At 32.4% G+C, this 16805-nt stretch carries 14 protein-coding genes and 1 other RNA gene; 7 read left to right on the top strand and 8 right to left on the bottom strand.

The features are described from left to right. Positions 1–31: 31 nt before the first annotated feature. From MPR_RS12590 to MPR_RS12575, 4 genes are all read left to right on the top strand, one after another. Positions 32–3205 carry a cytochrome c biogenesis protein CcsA gene (locus MPR_RS12590; protein WP_041893121.1) on the top strand — a complete coding sequence of 1058 codons (3174 nt, stop codon included), beginning with the start codon at positions 32–34 and terminating at the stop codon, positions 3203–3205. 550 nt (positions 3206–3755) lie between these two features. Then, positions 3756–5519 carry a phage tail-like protein gene (locus MPR_RS12585; protein ID WP_041893120.1) on the top strand — a complete coding sequence of 588 codons (1764 nt, stop codon included), beginning with the start codon at positions 3756–3758 and terminating at the stop codon, positions 5517–5519. 30 nt (positions 5520–5549) lie between these two features. After that, positions 5550–7343, top strand: coding sequence for a phage tail-like protein (locus MPR_RS12580; RefSeq protein WP_041893119.1), 1794 nt, complete (start codon positions 5550–5552; stop codon positions 7341–7343). A gap of 16 nt (positions 7344–7359) precedes the next feature. After that, a complete protein-coding gene (locus MPR_RS12575; RefSeq protein ID WP_041893118.1) occupies positions 7360–8667 on the top strand; it encodes a phage tail-like protein in 1308 nt (435 codons plus the stop codon). 106 nt (positions 8668–8773) lie between these two features. Here the strand turns inward: MPR_RS12575 and MPR_RS12570 are convergent, their stop codons facing one another. Both MPR_RS12570 and MPR_RS12565 read right to left on the bottom strand, forming a co-directional pair. After that, complete coding sequence (locus tag MPR_RS12570) at positions 8774–9196, bottom strand: hypothetical protein (protein ID WP_041893117.1); 423 nt, start codon at positions 9194–9196, stop codon at positions 8774–8776. Between the two features lie 59 nt (positions 9197–9255). Beyond that, entirely contained in the window at positions 9256–9951 is a 696-nt protein-coding gene (locus MPR_RS12565; RefSeq protein ID WP_041893116.1) for an SIR2 family NAD-dependent protein deacylase, read from the bottom strand. A 41-nt stretch (positions 9952–9992) separates the two neighbouring features. On the opposite strand from MPR_RS12565, the gene MPR_RS12560 reads away from it, so the two are divergent. Then, entirely contained in the window at positions 9993–10673 is a 681-nt protein-coding gene (locus tag MPR_RS12560) for a TrmH family RNA methyltransferase (RefSeq protein WP_006261716.1), read from the top strand. A 62-nt stretch (positions 10674–10735) separates the two neighbouring features. Here MPR_RS12560 and MPR_RS12555 read toward each other — a convergent pair whose 3' ends face one another. The 4 genes from MPR_RS12555 to murQ are packed head-to-tail and all read right to left on the bottom strand — an operon-like array spanning position 10736 to position 12991. Beyond that, positions 10736–11533 (bottom strand): TerC family protein, encoded by a 798-nt coding sequence (locus MPR_RS12555; protein ID WP_041893114.1) that lies wholly within the window; start codon positions 11531–11533, stop codon positions 10736–10738. A gap of 21 nt (positions 11534–11554) precedes the next feature. Next, positions 11555–11938, bottom strand: coding sequence for a hypothetical protein (locus tag MPR_RS12550; protein ID WP_041893113.1), 384 nt, complete (start codon positions 11936–11938; stop codon positions 11555–11557). Positions 11939–11942: 4 nt separating this feature from the next. Beyond that, positions 11943–12173, bottom strand: coding sequence for a DUF6095 family protein (locus MPR_RS12545; protein ID WP_006258491.1), 231 nt, complete (start codon positions 12171–12173; stop codon positions 11943–11945). Next, positions 12173–12991, bottom strand: a complete 819-nt coding sequence (murQ, locus tag MPR_RS12540) for an N-acetylmuramic acid 6-phosphate etherase (protein ID WP_041893111.1) — start codon at positions 12989–12991, stop codon at positions 12173–12175. The genes MPR_RS12545 and murQ overlap by 1 nt, the downstream gene beginning before the upstream one ends. A gap of 275 nt (positions 12992–13266) precedes the next feature. Between murQ and rnpB the strand changes: the two genes are divergently transcribed. Then, an RNA gene (gene rnpB / locus MPR_RS18235) (RNase P RNA component class A) lies at positions 13267–13581 on the top strand. 76 nt (positions 13582–13657) lie between these two features. Here rnpB and MPR_RS12535 read toward each other — a convergent pair. Together MPR_RS12535 and MPR_RS12530 are read right to left on the bottom strand one after the other, a co-directional pair. Then, on the bottom strand, positions 13658–14230 hold the full coding sequence (locus tag MPR_RS12535) for an RsmD family RNA methyltransferase (protein ID WP_041893110.1): 573 nt from the start codon (positions 14228–14230) through the stop codon (positions 13658–13660). Continuing rightward, complete coding sequence (locus tag MPR_RS12530; RefSeq protein ID WP_041893109.1) at positions 14227–15018, bottom strand: DUF3822 family protein; 792 nt, start codon at positions 15016–15018, stop codon at positions 14227–14229. Before MPR_RS12530 ends, MPR_RS12535 begins: the two co-directional genes overlap by 4 nt. Positions 15019–15141: 123 nt before the next feature. On the opposite strand from MPR_RS12530, the gene MPR_RS12525 reads away from it, so the two are divergent. Further along, positions 15142–16575, top strand: coding sequence for an ATP-dependent DNA helicase (locus MPR_RS12525; RefSeq protein ID WP_041893107.1), 1434 nt, complete (start codon positions 15142–15144; stop codon positions 16573–16575). The last annotated feature ends 230 nt before the right edge of the window (positions 16576–16805 follow it).

The following is a 16805-nucleotide window of genomic DNA, read 5'->3' as shown; positions in this document are numbered from 1 at the left end:
TTGCACTATTAAAACAACATATTAACAACTCATGGATAAAAAAATAATATCTTTTTTTTCTTCGACACGGTTAATGGCGGTTCTTTTTATAGTTTATGCTGTAGCATTAGCTCTAGGAACCTTCATCGAAGATCGTTATAACACAACTACTGCCCGTATTTTAATATATAATACTAAATGGTTCGAGTTTATTATGTTTGTTTTCTTGATTAACTTTATAGGAAATATTAAGAAATACAGACTACTGAGCAAGGAGAAGTGGGCGACATTACTACTGCATGCGGCTTTTATTTTGATTTTATTAGGAGCTTTCATTACTCGTTATATTAGTTTCGAGGGGATGATGCCTATTAGAGAAGGGGAGACGGCAGATAGTATTTTTTCTGATAAAACTTTCCTTACTGTTATGACTGATGGTGAGTATGAAGGGGAACAACGTAGACGTACGTATGAGAGACCAATACTATTCTCTCCTGTAACGAATAACCACTTTAAAGTAAAAGAAGACTTTAATGGTATCGATTACGAGATAGAGTACAAAGATTTTATCATGGGAGCTACTGAGGCAATAGCAGAAGATCCTAATGGAAAAATGTTCTTAAAATTAGTAGAGTCTGGTGATGGTGATCGTCATGAACATTTCTTAGAAGAAGGAAAAGTAGTGAGTATCCACAATGTATTGTTCTCATTGAATAAACCTACTGATGGAGCAATCAATATCACAAAAGAAGGGGATGAGTTCTTTTTAGATACACCTTTTGGAGGGACATATATGGTGATGGCAACACAGGCGACAGGTGATGTAGTAGCTGGTACAAAAGCTCCTCTGAACTTTAGATCATTATATAATATGGCAGGAACACAGTTCGTTATTCCAGAAATGCCTATTAAAGGAAAGATGGTTCTAGAGTCTGATGGTGACTTTAAGAATAAAAGAAATACTGATGCTTTAGTCCTTACTGTTCGTTCTCAAGGTAAAGAGGAGGAAGTAACGTTAATGGGTAAAGCGGGAAGAATGGGAGAACCTCAGTCATTTAAATTAGGTGACTTAGAGTTTACGATGATGTATGGTAGTAAAGTGTATACTACACCATTCCAAATCAAGTTAAATAAATTCATCGCTGAGAAATATCCTGGTACAGAGAGTAGCTATGCTTCATTCGAAAGTCAGGTGACTGTATTAGACGGTGCAGAGAACTTCGATGCACGTATCTATATGAACAATATTTTAGATTATAAAGGTTACCGATTCTTCCAGGCAGAGTTCGATAGAGATGAGAAAGGAACTATCTTATCTGTGAACCATGACTTCTGGGGAACTTGGATTACGTATATAGGGTACTTCTTACTATATGTAGGATTAATAGTAATCTTATTTGATAAGAATACAAGATTTGGAGATTTGAAACGAAAATTAGATAAAGTTAGAGAGAAGAAAGCTTCTATACTTACGATGTTGTTTTTGTTCTTATCAGTAGGAGCATTCGCACAACATAATCATGAGACCCCTACACGTCCTAACCAGGTAGTGATAGACTCACTGATTAAGAGTACTGCTGTAGATAAAGAACATGCAGCAAGATTCGGAGAATTGGTTATTCAGGACTTTGGTGGTCGTATGAAACCAGTGAATACTTTTGCTTCAGAATTATTGCGTAAGGTATATAAAGGAGAAAACTATAAAGGATTAAATCCTGATCAGGTATTCCTATCGATGACTCAGTTTACGGTAGCTCAACAATTACAAGGAGCGCCTAACTACTGGTATTATGCAGAACTGATAAAATTACCTAGAGGGAATGATAAGATATTAGAGGCATTAAAGTTACCTAAAGACGCAAAGTATGCTGCGTTTATTGATTTCTTTGATGAAGATGGTAATTATAGATTGGCAAAAGTAGTAGAAGATGCTAATCACTCTGCAGTTAAAAATCAGTTTGAGAAAGACTATTTAGACTTAGATTCTAAGATGGCATTATTGAATGCTGCATTCACTACACGTAGCCTTACGATATTCCCTATACCGGGTCACGATAATGATAAATGGGTATCTCCATTAGAATTAAACGAGGCTGGTCTTAAAGGAATGGACTCTACATTTACGAAGAGCATATTACCTAGAATGTATGTACCGGCTTTATTTGAGGCAAAACAATCAGGTGATTATGCAAAGGCGGATGAATTCTTACAGAGTATTAAAACGTATCAGAATGCTTATGGTAAAACTGTAATTCCTTCTGAGAAAAAGATACAATTCGAGATTCAATATAATAAGTATGATATATTTAAGACACTATATAGTTACTATATGTTAGCTGCTGTGTTCTTATTCATCTTCATTATATCAGAGATATTAAAACCAAGACGTATTAATAAGACAATGATTAAAATCGGTAGCTGGGCTACAGTCTTATTATTCGGTATCCATACATTAGGATTAGCTGTGAGATGGTATGTATCAGGGCACGCTCCATGGAGTGATGCGTATGAGTCAGTTATCTATGTGGCATGGGCCACTACATTGTTTGGATTGCTTTTTGGACGTAAGTCTGAGTTAACGATAGCATCAACAGCATTCGTAGCTGCGATAGTGTTATGGGGAGCACATCTAAACTTTATGGATCCAGCGATTGGTAACTTACAACCAGTATTGAATTCATATTGGCTGATTATCCACGTAGCAGTTATCGTAGGTAGTTATGGTCCATTCACACTAGGTATGATATTAGGAGTCGTGACTTTATTCTTAATGATTCTTACGAATGATAAGAATAAGAAGAAAATGGATCTTAATATTAAAGAGTTAACTTATATTAATGAGATGACATTAACGGTAGGTCTAGTTCTATTAACTATTGGTAACTTCTTAGGAGGTCAATGGGCTAATGAGAGCTGGGGACGTTACTGGGGATGGGATCCTAAAGAGACATGGGCATTAATTAGTATTATGATCTATGCTTTTGTGATCCATGCTAGACTAGTGCCAGCTATGCGAGGTACATGGTTATATAATGTATTCAGTGTAGTAGCGTATTACTCTATTATGATGACTTACTTCGGTGTGAACTTTTACTTAAGTGGATTACACTCTTATGCATCAGGAGATAAAGTGATCACACCTACTGCTGTATGGTGGTCATTAGGATTTGTGATAGTATTAAGTGTCTTCTCTTATATTAAATATAAAAAATACTTGAAGAAATAGTATTCTCTAAGTAGGCTATAATCAAAAGCCCAGCTTCTTTTTAGAAGCTGGGCTTTTTTTGTTTTTATATCTGATTCAAGATTAGAATTACGATATAAAAGGCAAAACTCTTATTTGCATTACATATTATAGAGCTATAATTAACTATATTATGATTAGTTTCTTTATTTTAGAAAAATTAGTGTTTTAATTTTCTTAAAAAAATATAATTTTATGTTTAATGTTGTTTTTAAAGGTGAAATCTTTGAAATGTTTAGTTTTGTTTTGTGTTTTATATACATCTTTTTTGAGTAAAATTTAAATATATACACAAAAACACCGCTTGTTGTAGTATTTTTTTTAAATAAGGTTAAATTGTCTGAGTAATAATTAAATTTTAACATTTGATGTTTGTTAAGTCGTTTTTTTTATAACTTTGTAGTACAAACTGTTTAAGATTTTAGGTTAAAGCTTATTGTCTATATAGGATGTTATGATTTGATTAACGATTTGGGGAAAATGTGATCACTTCAGATTAATTAGTAAAATATTTAAATAAATTTTTTTAAACATGAAAAAGAAAATTACTACTCTGTTTTTGTTAGCTCTAGGAGCTAGTATGTATGCGCAGACTCCGGATCCTATTGGTATGGGGGTTGGTACAGCATTAGTACCTAATAAAAGTGCAATATTAGATATTGCTGCGAGTAAGAAAGGGGTCTTGATTCCTAGAGTTGCTTTAAATGATGTTAAAGTATTTGGTTTAGAAGGGGATTCTAAAACTGAAAGTATGTTGGTTTACAATAATACAGGAACTTTAGCTAAAGGGTTTTATTATTGGACTAATAATACTACTACTCCTACAGAAAGTAAATGGGAGTTAATTACTTCAGAATCTGTATTAAATGAGAAAATCACTGAAGTTAAGAAGTATGTTAAGGATGAGATAACTAAGATTACTGGTGCTGCTGGTGATTTAAGTTATTTGGTAGCATTTAAACCTGATGCAACAGGTAGTTCTACTGGAACATTCTCTTATTTGGTACCTAGTGCTCCAGATGCGGATGGTAACATTACGTATTCTAAGACAGAAATTACTTTAAAGGATTTAGTTCTTATGAGTGAGACAAAAACTTATATGAGAACTGAAATGCATGATATTAAAGATCCAAAAGATGCAACTAAAACTATAAACGTAGTTAAGGCATATTGGTATTTTAATGAAGAAGCTGTAAATAATTGGTTGAAAGTAGATGGTAATGATATAAAGGATATTTTAGATCCTGTTAAAGGTATCGCGTTAGATACCAATCTAGCAGGAGTGTTTAAAATTGACGTAATCGATGCTGTTAATAATAACTGGTCTGATTTATTTGAAAAAAATAAAGAATATATCAAAGAGTTCTTAAAAACAACTCCAGGAAATGTCTTTGTTAAAGAAGTAGAGGTTCCTGGTAAACCTGGTGAAAAAACTATAGAAGTTTATTATGTTGATAAAGATGGTAAAGAACAAGTACTTGATATAAACGCATTAGAGACAAAAACTAGAATTACTAGAGGAGCAGTAGGTGCAGATGGTAAAGTGGCTAAGTATGAAGAAGCTATTTTGGTAGAACCAACTACCCCAGAAGCAATTAAAAAAGCAGAAGGTCAAGTAATCTTTAGATATGCAGGAGAGGAGAAAGGCAAATATGACTACTTAAACATTACTGCTGAGGTTAAAACTGCTCTTACACATGAGAGTGTTAAAGAAGAGCTTATTAAATACCTTTCTCAAGGAGGAAGTGTTTATTATGGTGAGCTTGTAGATGGAGATGGTAAAAAAGTCTTGTACAGAATTGAAATAGATGCAACTACAGGAAAAGAAACTAGAGTGCCAATTGATATTAGTGAAAATATTATTCATGAAATCAATACAAATGAAAAAGTAGTAGAGAAAATCAAAGAGAAAACAAAAGAAATTATTAAAACTGGTGAATCAACTGAAACAGGTGAGGTAATAGGTGAGTTTAAAGTTTTCAAAACGATAGTGTCAGCTACAGTTAACCCAGGTAAAACATCTGATAATGTAGATGTTGAATATAATACTCAGTTTAATAAAGATATCGAGTTAACTAAATTTAGTAGATTATTAAACGTAGAAATTTTAGATGATAAAGGTCAAGTTGTATTGAATACAGTTACTGATGTAAAAGTAGTAACTAGCGATTTAGATAAATCAACTATCACGTTTAGATTTGGTGTTGGTAAAATGTATGCTCCATTAGCAGCTAATAAATCTTATGATGTAATCTTGAAGTATATTTCTAACGAGAAATTTACACCAAAACCTTAATTAGTTATTTAATTTTAATAAGAAATTACAATGAAAAAAAGTATATATACAGCATTAGCATTAGTATTATGTTTAGGGGCTTTTGCACAAGATAAACCAGGAGTAGGTATCAATAAGAAAAAGGTTGATAAGAGTGCTATCTTAGATGTAGCAGCTACAAATAAAGGGGTTTTGATTCCTCGTATTGCTATTAATGATATTAATGTTTTTGGATTAGATGGAGATTCTAAAACAGAAAGTATGTTGGTTTTTAATGCAACAGGTACAGTAGCAAAAGGGTTTTATTATTGGACTACTATTACTTATGTAGATAATGGTGTTCAAAAAACTAAGCAACAATGGGAGTTAATTACTTCAGAATCTGTATTAAATGAGAAAATCACTGAAGTTAAGAAGTATGTTAAGGATGAGATAACTAAGATTACTGGTGCTGCTGGTGATTTAAGTTATTTGGTAGCATTTAAACCTGATGCAACAGGTAGTTCTACTGGAACATTCTCTTATTTGGTACCTAGTGCTCCAGATGCGGATGGTAACATTACGTATTCTAAGACAGAAATTACTTTAAAGGATTTAGTTCTTATGAGTGAGACAAAAACTTATATGAGAACTGAAATGCATGATATTAAAGATCCAAAAGATGCAACTAAAACTATAAACGTAGTTAAGGCATATTGGTATTTTAATGAACAAGCAGTAAGTACTTGGTTGAAAGTAGATGGTAATGATATAAAAGATATTTTAGATCCAGTTAAAGGTATTGCGTTAGATACTAATATAGCAGGAGTGTTTAAAATTGACGTAATCGATGCTGTTAATAATAACTGGTCTGATTTATTTGAAAAAAATAAAGAATATATCAAAGAGTTCTTAAAAACAACTCCAGGAAATGTCTTTGTTAAAGAAGTAGAGGTTCCTGGTAAACCTGGTGAAAAAACTATAGAAGTTTATTATGTTGATAAAGATGGTAAAGAACAAGTACTTGATATAAACGCATTAGAGACAAAAACTAGAATTACTAGAGGAGCAGTAGGTGCAGATGGTAAAGTGGCTAAGTATGAAGAAGCTATTTTAGTAGAACCAACTACCCCAGAAGCAATTAAAAAAGCAGAAGGTCAAGTAATCTTTAGATATGCAGGAGAGGAGAAAGGTAAATATGACTACTTAAACATTACTGCTGAGGTTAAAACTGCTCTTACACATGAGAGTGTTAAAGAAGAGCTTACTAAATATCTTTCTCAAGGAGGAAGTGTTTATTATGGTGAGCTTGTAGATGGAGATGGTAAAAAAGTCTTGTACAGAATTGAAATAGATGCAACTACAGGAAAAGAAACTAGAGTGCCAATTGATATTAGTGAAAATATTATTCATGAAATCAATACAAATGAAAAAGTAGTAGAGAAAATCAAAGAGAAAACAAAAGTTGTAGTTAATAATGAAACTAATGTACCTACAGGTGAAGTAATTAATGGATATGTTGTATATAAAGCTACAGCTGAGATTAATGTAAATCATTCAGATGGTTATGATTCTGAATTAGCGATTAATACTTATGTACTTACTAAACCTATGAAGTATGTAATTGACGAAGCTACTAATAAAGGTTCTTGGGTTGAGAATAAAGCTGATAAATTTGGTAGATTACTTAAGGCATCAGTGTTAGACAAAACAGGACAAGTATTATTCACTACTGTTACAGATGTAACTACACATGGTGATAATAAATTTAGATTTGCTTTCGGTGTTGGAAACAGTTATTATCCATTAGTAAATGGAGATTATGAGGTTGTTTTTGAATACCTAGGGGCTACAAAACAACAATAATTAAAAATTAAGCACTATGAGAAAGTATTTAATAACATGTGCTGCTCTATTTGGTATGTCCTATATAGGACATGCCCAAGTAGGGATTGGTACACTAAGTCCTTCTGAGAGTACTGTCTTAGACATGCACGCTAAGGATAGAGGGGTGCTTTTTCCAAGAGTTCATTTAACAAGTTTAAATGAATTAGATCCAGTAGTTGGAAAAAAAGGAGACTTAAAGATTAAAGGATTAATTGTATTTAATATTAATCCTAATTTACAAGATAAAGATCTTGCTGGAAAATCTGAGGGGTTTTATGTGTGGTCTGGTACATCTTGGGATAGATTAACAACACGAAGTGAAATTTTAAAGCTAATTGGAGATAACAATAATAGTCAATCTCTAGAAGATATTTGGGCGGTCATTAATCAGCTTATTAATCAAACTAAACCTGGAGAATCTTTGAAAGGAACTTCTGTGGTATTGTATGATTTTGATAAAGAGCAATTTTATACATTAGTTAAAGATGATAAAGGTAACGTTGTTAGTTCTGAGGTTGTTGACTTGACGAATGTAATCCAAAAAGCAGAAACTAAATCTTCTATTAATAGAGGGGAAGTTATGGTTGATGGGCAAAAACCAGAATTAGTTAAATCCTTAAATTATGACCAGACTAAGTTGAAGAAAGGTCAGATTTTCTATGAATATTTAGGAGAAGAGAGAGATAAAGATGGGAAACAAATTCCTTTTTATCTTGATATAACAGGAGATGTTAAGAAAGCCATTACTAATAATCAAGAGGTACAACAAATTTTTGAAGAGACAGTAAATAAGTTTTTGACAGAAGGAGGTAATGTGTTTTTTGGTGATCATGATGATGATAATAGTACTGATGAAGTTCTTTATACATTTGTAATGAATCCGACTACAGGGAAAAGAGAGAAAAAGATTATTAATTTAGCTGAGACTATTCGTGAGATTTTCAAGCATGAAGTTGTTACGACTGAGATTCGTGAAGCTCTTGGTTATAATATTACGGAAAAGGCAGTTAGTACAGGTAATAAAGTAAATGGAAAGATGATTTACATTTACTCAGGTTTAACTTCAGTAGAAGATTTTAATGCTGAAACAAGTGGAGTTGCATTACCTGTAGAATACAACAGTAAAGCAATCGATGTTTTTGAGATTCAGTTGTATAATAAACTGGGGTATTTAGAAAAAACGGGTATTACTGACGTTGAAGTAAAGGGTGGTAAAATTGATTTTTCTCTTGGGTCAGGAGGTTTGTATACTTCATTGCCTAAAGGAGATTATAAAGTAGTAGTACAATTTGTAGTTAAATAATACCCTATAAAAATATAGAGTAGTAAAAGCCTTTAGAAAGTATAAAGGCTTTCTCTTTTTTTTTAAAACAAAAAGGTCTTAAGATTATTTCTTAAGACCTTTTATGTTATTTAACTTGGTAAGTACCTATTGGTGTTGTGTAGTTTTTATAGATGAAGTCTACTCTACCATTACCTGCATCTTTAGGAATTTCAAAGTGTACTTCTGTTGGTGTTACTTTGAAAATATATGCAGGAATTGGTGTGTCAGATTCTCCTGGTTGTAACGCGCGTGTTCCTTTTTCAGCATTTGTTTTTTTACTTGGTAATTTTTTAGTAAAATTGATTGTGTATTCTCCAGCTTTACTTTCATCAAAACCTTTTCCTTTTAAAATAGCTGTATCACCAGGTTGTTTATTTGAGAAATCAACATTGTTTATTTGCTCTGGATATCCTGTAGGTTTTGGGTCATTCTTACTATTGTCATCGCTAGAACAGCTTACAACGCTCAAAGAGATTGAGGTAACAAGGAATAAAAAAAGTTTTTTCATAAAATTGATTAGTTAATTGTTTAGAACTCTAAAGTAGTATCTTTTTTTATTCTAACAAATTATTGTGCTTTTTTTATTAGTTCATTTAGTATTGAATTAAGCCCTTCTGAGGCTGTGTTTTTTAGTACTGTTAATTCGCAAGGAGTATGTTGAACTAATGCAGGGTTAGTGTCTATATAATAGGCTTGAGCATCTGATCTAGCGTAAGATATTAGTGAGGCTGCAGGATACACTTGCATAGATGTTCCTATGATGATGATGATATCTGCTGCTTCTACTAAAGGAATAGCTTTTTCTAGTTCAGGAACCATTTCTCCAAACCAAACTATATGAGGCCTTAAGGAGTGGCCGAATTCGTTAGAATCATCTGTTAAGAGATCTTTTGACCAAGGGTATATTAGTTTTTCATTCTGTTCGCTACGCACTTTTAATAGTTCTCCATGTAAATGAATAATATTATTAGATCCTGCACGCTCATGAAGATCATCTACATTCTGAGTGATGATACTTACATTGTAGTATTGTTCTAATTGAGCTAGAATATAGTGAGCTTTATTGGGTTGACAACTTAAGAGTTGGCGTCTGCGATTATTATAAAATTGCAAGACTAATTCTTTGTTTTGTTGCCACCCTTGAGGTGAAGCTACCTGCATAACATCATGCCCTTCCCATAATCCATCAGCATCTCGGAATGTTTTAATACCACTTTCTGCACTCATTCCTGCGCCTGAAAGGACGACTAATTTTTTTTCCATAATATTCTTACCTTTGCAATTGTCTTAAAAATAAATATATAATGAATATTTCAAATAAGCTATTTCAGGACGTTGATTATTTAGAATACTTAGAGACTTTCTTGACTGAAAATAGAGTAGAACGTTTTAAAGAAGTTTTAAAAGATCGTACAAATCATTTTACTGTTGTAGCTGAAGATGTATACCAATTACATAATACGAGTGCTGTAATGCGTAGTTGTGAGGTTTTTGGTGTACAAGACTTGCATGTTATAGAACAAAAATTTGGAAAGCGTATAGATAAAGAAATAGCGTTAGGTGCTGAGAAGTGGGTAGACATTCATCGTTATGCTTCTATACCTACAGCCATTGAAGATATCAGAAAAAAAGGCTATCAGATTGTGGCAACTACTCCTCATGTAGAAGCGAATCATTTAGAAGACTTTGATATTAGTAAGCCTTCTGCTATATTTTTTGGTACAGAAAAAAATGGGCTGTCTCCTGAAATCATAGAACAGGCAGATGCTTATATTAAAATACCGATGGTCGGTTTTACAGAAAGTTTGAATATATCAGTATCAGCTGCAATTATTATTCAGAATCTAACTACGAGAGTAAGAAACTCAGATGTGGATTGGAGGTTAAAAGAAGAAGAAATACTTGCAAAAAGAATTGATTGGGCTAGAAAGTCTATTAAAGATATTGATTTTGTAACTGAACGTTACTTAGAATCTAAGCAATAATATAAAACAAAAAACTCCTTCAATTGAAGGAGTTTTTTGTTTTATATAGGTGTTGGTTTTATTTAAGTACTAGGATTGCTCTTCTTACGTAGTTTCATATTGATGAACTCTACAGCTAAGGAGAATGCAATAGCAAAATATAAATAACCTTTTGGTACAGCTCCTATTTCTTGCCCAGCCAATACAGCATGTGAGATGTGCATACTCTCTGTAGTAAGCATGAATCCAATTAATATTAAGAATGAAAGTGCAAGAATCTGAATAGAAGGGTTCTTATTAACAAAGTTACCTACAGGTATAGCAAACAACATCATCACTCCAACAGAAACAATAACTGCAGCAATCATAATATATAGAGCTCCTTGTAAGCCATTGGTCATACCTACAGCTGTTAGAATACTATCAACAGAGAATATAATATCAATCATTAAGATCTGCATGATAATGTTACCAAATGATTTAGTAGCTATTTTTTTTGCATTAGGGGCTTCATCTATAGGATGATGGTCATGGACATGAGCTACCTTTTCATGTATCTCTTTGGTCGATTTATAAATCAAGAAGATTCCTCCTCCTAATAAGATTAATGCTTGACCATTGAAGTCTGCGCTAAACCAACTCCAATTGATACTAAATAAAGGTTTTTTCATAGCGATAAGCCATGTAACACCAAACAATAATCCAATACGCATAAACATGGCTAAAAACAGCCCTATTTTTGTTGCTTTTTTGCGTTGTTCTTCAGGTAGTTTACCTGTGACGATTGAGATGAAGATAACATTGTCTATTCCTAAAACAATTTCTAAGAATGTCAATGTAATAAATGCTACTATAGCATCTGCAGTTAAAAATACTTCCATAGTATTTAGTTGTGGATTAGATTATAAATCAGCTATTTTTTTAATAGTTCCTCTTTCTCTTCTTGCATCTCCTACATACCCGTATTCAAAAGTACATAGATCTCCGTCCGTAGTAATTATCTTAATGCTAACAGGCTTTTTATCAGCCATAGTCTTAGGATTAAGTTTCTCTAAGATAAACTCGCAATCGTTTACCCAACGTATAGCAGCACTATCTGTTTTACCTTCGAATGTTTCTATTTCTAATTCTTCAGTTCTAATGAAAGTAGAAACTTTCTTTTCTCCATTAATTTCAGCAGTAAATTCGAATTTACCTGTTTTAAATTTAGCACAATTTCTTTCTTGATTATAACAAGAGGCTAATAAAAATAAAAAAGGTAAAAAGTAAAGTAGTTTAGTTTTCATGTTTTTAATTTCCAAAAAGTGATTTTATAATAGTTTGTAATCCTTTAAAAAATAATAGCATAGAAGTTAAGCATATTAAACATCCTAAAATAAGTATAGGATAGAAAAAAGGATGAGCTTGATTTTTTAAAGAACTATGGATAACGATAGGGCCTAAAAACATAAGGGGTAAAGTAATCATTAAGTATTTTACACCTTTGCTCAACAGTTTTCGATCAGTTTGTGGTTCTTCCATTATTTAGTTGATTTAAAACTTTCTATTGCTAAGCGGACATTCTGATATTGGTCTAAAAGTCCTTTAGCAATAGTATAGTCTATATTTAATTCATTTATAATCATTTGTATTCCTCTTTCTTGTAGTTTAGCATTAGTCATTTTCATATCGACCATTTTATTGCCTTTTACTCGACCAATTTGTATCATACTACTAGTTGAGATCATATTAAGAATAAGTTTCTGAGCAGTACCAGCTTTCATACGAGAGCTACCTGTTACAAATTCAGGTCCTACGATTACCTCTATAGGATAATCAGCTACTTCAGCAAGAGGACTTTGAGGATTACAAGTTATACAACTTGTTGTGATTTTATTTTTTTGGCATTGTTCTAATGCTTTAATAACATAGGGAGTAGTACCAGATGCGGCGATACCAATGACAATATCTTTTGAATTGACATTGTACTGTTGTAAATCTAACCAACCTTGTAAAGGATTGTCTTCTGCATTTTCTACAGCATGTCTAATGGCGTGATCTCCTCCAGCGATGATTCCTATAACTAAATCAGGTGATACTCCATAAGTAGGAGGGCATTCTGAAGCATCTAGGATTCCTAATCGTCCTGAAGTACCTGCTCCAATGTAGAATAGTCTTCCTCCATTGTTTAATTTAGAAACAACTTGTGTTACTGTCTTTTCTATTTGAGGAATTGCTTTTTCTACAGCTAAGGGAACAGAAAGATCTTCTTGATTGATATTAGACAATAATTCTTGGATAGACATCTTGTCTAGATTATCATAATTAGAAGATTGTTCTGTAATTTTTATAAAACTCACTTTTGAATAGTTTTTAAAAAAGTATGAACACAAAAGTAAGCAAAATAGTTTACTAACCCTTATTTATGTAGTAGAGGAACGATATAATTTTATGCCAAAAAAGCGGATTATCAAAGAGAGAAATTTTCTTTAAAATTATATTTATTCTTTTATTAAGCTAGGTAAGTATTTCTTTACTAAAGAATAAGGAGTTATTTAATGTCATTAGTTCTAAAATGATAAAATAATACTAGTAAATAATTTTTTGTGTTGTGAGAAATGAATTACTTTTGCAGAGAGTAAACTGCCTTATCGCTACTTTCAGTAATGAAAATAGAGGAAAGTCTGGACACCATAGGGAGGCATAATGGGTAACGCCCATCCTTGGTTTGCCAAGAGGACAAGTGCAACAGAAAGTATGTACAGGTAATGCTGTAGTGAAACCAGGTAAACTCTATGCGGTGAAATGTCATGTATATTTAGCGTTTGAGGGTGCCCGCCCGATGCTTTAGGGGTAGGCAGATAGAGCTATCGAGTAATTGATAGCCGGGATAAATGATAAGGGGGTACTTCGGTACTTACAGAATCCGGCTTATAGGTTTACTCTTTATTTTTAGTATCTATTAGGTACTAAAAAAGGACTATTATCTAAGATAATAGTCCTTTTTTTATATGTTAGTATGAGATTTATTCATCATCGTCTTCATCCTCCTCATCTTCTAGCTCGTATTCAAAGAAGGTAAATACAGAACCACCATAGTTTTTTTCGAAAGAGAAATGTTCTAAATGATCCATTTTAGTAAACTTAGAGTGTTCTATAACAACCATACCTTGCTCATCAACAAGTCCTTTCTCAAAAATATCCTTTAGTATTTTCTCAAATTGTTCTTGGGTAAAATCATAAGGAGGGTCGGCAAAAACGATATCATAAGAAGCCTGATGCTTCTCTATAAATTTAAATACGTCAGACTTTAGTGGGATAATATTAAGGTCTAGTTCTTTTGCTGTTTTCTTTATAAAGTTAACGCAACCCATATCACCATCCACACTTACGATAGATTCAGCTCCTCTAGAAGCAAATTCATAACTGATGTTTCCTGTACCTGCGAATAGGTCTAATATGGTTAGTTCACTAAAATTAAAGTGATTATTTAGAATATTAAATAGAGATTCTTTACTCATATCCGTTGTAGGGCGGACAGGTAGATTTTTAGGGGGCGAAATACGTCTTCCTTTTAGTTTTCCTGATATAATTCTCATGAATGGAATAAAATGTAATATTGTTTAGGTACTTGATGATGTAATAAAAGATCATCACTAATAAAAAAATTATTATCTACTACATTGACTTCTCGAATGTAGATGTATGCTTGTTCATAATATGAGTCATCCGTATCTACTCTTCCCATCAAATAGAGTGGGTTTGACTCTGTATTTAATTCTAATTGTTCATAAGTAAACAAGATGTAATAAATAAAGTCTTGCGCTGTCTGATATTGAAATGAATTAAAGAATATCAATTCACCATTGCAAACTATTACTAATTCAAAGTGATCCTTTTGTAAAAAAGCATAAACTTCTTTTTGAGTATTTTTACTTGACTTTTTAAGTAAAATCTCTACTAGTAATGTATTAATGTTGTGATAAGTAAAGCTTCCAAATTTATCAATTAAATAATTATTGATATTGACATAAGGAACATACACATTATTAAGCGAATTACTTTCTAACTCATCATAGGCAAAGAAATCTGTTGAGAATACTTTGGTTGAATATTGAAGGTAATGCCCCATAGAATCTTCATTGAAGAGTTCTCTCGGAATAAAAGTATTAAGTGTATTATCATGTAGTACAATTACTTCATCGTATCTATCTGTTAATTCTATATGCTTTTGAAAAATTTTATCTAACTGTTCCTCTATAGATTTAGTTTGAGAAATAGCTTCAGATGCAAAGTGAATAATCTCATGTGCTAATTTGTCTTTAATAGCAAAAGAGAATTTATTTAAAGAAACTTGTATTAAAAGTTTATGGTAATTCTTTGACATCGTGAGTTTAAAATATGAATTTCGAATATAGGCAAAATTACACTTTTTTATTGCAATCTTCTAGTCAAGGGATAAAAAGCTTAGTATCTTTGGCATACAATAGATAAAAAAGAATATACAACTATGATAGGTCAACAGTTTTATAAACTACTCCGTCAGAAATTTCCTTATGATTTAACGTTAAAGCAAGACATTTTTCTTCAGAAGATTGCTGATTTTGTTACAAATGACACACAAGATGAATTGTTTGTATTAAAAGGATATGCGGGTACTGGTAAAACTACATTGTTGTCTACCGTAGTTAATGAGTTGAGAAGCGTTAATAAGTTCTCTGTGATGCTTGCGCCTACTGGACGTGCGGCTAAGGTAATTAGTAATTATTCTAATCGATCTGCTTTTACCATTCATAAGAATATTTATTATCCTAAACCTAGTAAGGCAGGTGGCGTGTTTCAATACACGATGCGTCATAATAGAAATCGAAATACGATATTTATAGTAGATGAGGCTTCTATGATAGGAGATGCTAGTGCAGGAGATACCTCAATGTATCCACATGGATCACTGTTAGATGACTTAGTGTATTATGTGTATTCAGGGTTTAATTGTAAGTTGATATTGATAGGAGATACAGCACAGCTGCCTCCTGTAGGAATGAATATCAGCCCTGCATTAGATATAGATCAGCTAGGTTTTCATTATAATATGGATATTCAGCATATAGAATTAGATGAAGTAATGCGTCAAGAAGGAGATTCAGGGATCTTATATAATGCCACAGAATTGCGTTTAGCTATTGGATCTTATTTTGCGGATACCTTTCAGTTCCAATTACAAGGTTTTAAAGATATAGTACGTTTAGTAGATGGATACGATATTCAGGATGCGATATACTCTTCGTATTCTAATAGTGGGCCAGAAGAGACTACTTTTATAGTTCGGTCAAATAAGAGAGCGAATGCGTATAATCAACAGATCAGAGCTCGTATTTTAGATAAGGACAGTGAGATATCTGCAGGAGATTTATTGATGGTTGTGAAGAATAATTATTTTTGGCTTAAAGATTCAACTGTTACAGACTTTATCGCCAATGGGGATATCATAGAGGTACTTCAGATTTATAGAACAGTAGAGTTGTATGGGTTTAGATATGCTTCTGTACGAATTAGAATGATTGATTATCCTGATATGACTCCTTTTGATACCATGATATTTTTAGATACTCTGACTAGTGAGTCGCCCGCTCTTACGTATGATCAAATGAATAAACTGTATAATGAGGTTTTATTAGATTATGAAGACGAAATAACCAAGTATCGAAAAATGCAGAAGTTAAAAGAAAACGAGTACTTTAATGCTCTGCAAGTTAAGTTTTCGTACGCTATTACTTGTCATAAATCTCAAGGTGGACAATGGGAAACAGTATTTATTGAGCAGCCTTATTTGCCTGACGGTATAACCGAAGATTATGTAAAGTGGTTATATACAGCGATGACTCGTGCTAAGGATAAATTGTACCTAATAGGTTTTCAAGATGAATATTTTCTTCAAGACTAATAGAGTACTAGTGTAGTATCACACAATTATTATTAACTTCAGTTCGATTAGCAAAAAAACATGTATTAATGTATAATGACATTACTTTAAAGTGATATCTATAGGTGTCAATAGGTTAATGTAAAACAGGCATTAAAATCTTGAAAACTAATACACGAGTTTTGACTTCGATTACTATTTCTGAATTAGATAATAGTGTTCGGCTTGCACTTTTTAGGGGATTACTAGGA

Source organism: Myroides profundi, from assembly GCF_000833025.1.
GTDB classification, from domain to species: domain Bacteria; phylum Bacteroidota; class Bacteroidia; order Flavobacteriales; family Flavobacteriaceae; genus Flavobacterium; species Flavobacterium profundi_A.
This window is presented reverse-complemented; position numbering and strand designations above follow the sequence as displayed.